The 1,006-nt window shown below is 68.6% G+C and carries 1 protein-coding gene; it reads left to right on the top strand.

What is annotated here, in order from left to right; translation table 11 throughout:
- Positions 1–50: 50 nt before the first annotated feature.
- A partial coding sequence (locus ACGF5O_RS49080; RefSeq protein WP_393816442.1) for a putative T7SS-secreted protein occupies positions 51–1,006 on the top strand: 956 nt, incomplete at its 3' end.

Raw genomic sequence — 1,006 nt, 5'->3', positions numbered from 1 at the left:
CGTGTGCACAGGTTTGTTGACGGGGCGTACGCGACGGGGGTTGCGGGATCATGGCGGGGTACCGACCGGCGGACTGGCAGCCACTCGATCTCGACCGGGACCCGACTCCGGGTGATCCGCAGCGTGTCCGTACCCTCGCCGCGCAGCTGCACGCCTTCGCCGACGATGTGTCCGACGCGCTCGGCCTGGTCAGGGGCATGGCCGGCGAGGACACCCTGCTCCAGTGGGCGGGGAAGTCGGCGGAGGTGTTCAAGGAGCAGTTCAAGGACGTCCCGAAGAACCTGAAGAAGCTGAAGAAGTCCTACGAGCTGTGCGGTGACGCCCTCGCGGACTACTGGCCCAAGCTGGAACGCGCGCAGGCCCTGGCCGACAAGGCCCTGGCCAAGGCGAAGGACGCCCAGTCCGACCTGTCCTCCGCGAAGTCCCGTCTCTCCTCCGCCGATTCCTGGGTCACCCGGGCGACGAAGGAGGCGGACAAGTACAGGGACGATCCCACCGGCAGCACGTCGGACGCCGACAAGCCCGAGGAGGGCAGGGTGCGGGCGGCCACCCGGGACGTGCAGAGCGCGAAGTCCGCGCACACCCGGGCCCGGTCGGACGTCACCACGGCGCAGAGTGCCCTCGACGCCGCGAAGAAGATGGCCGAGGACGCCCGGAGGATGCGGGACGACGCGGCGGGCGAGGCGAAGCGGAAGATCGACGAGGCGTCCGACGCCGGTATTCCGAACCGGCACTGGTGGCAGGACGTCGGGCACTGGTTCGAGGACAACTGGGACACCATCGTCACCGTCTGCAAGGTCGTTGTCGCGGTCGTCGGGATCATCGCGATGATCATCGGCGGGCCGATCCTCGGTGCGATCGTCCTCATCGCCGCGCTCGTCGTCCTCGCGGACACGCTCTACAAATACTCCCAGGGGCAGGCGTCCCTGTGGGATGTCGCGTTCGCGGCGCTGGACTGCATACCCGGCGGCAAGGGCATCACCAGCCTCGGCAAACTCGCCAAGGG

This window comes from Streptomyces sp. NPDC048291, assembly GCF_043201715.1.
Taxonomy (GTDB): domain Bacteria; phylum Actinomycetota; class Actinomycetes; order Streptomycetales; family Streptomycetaceae; genus Streptomyces.
This window is presented reverse-complemented; position numbering and strand designations above follow the sequence as displayed.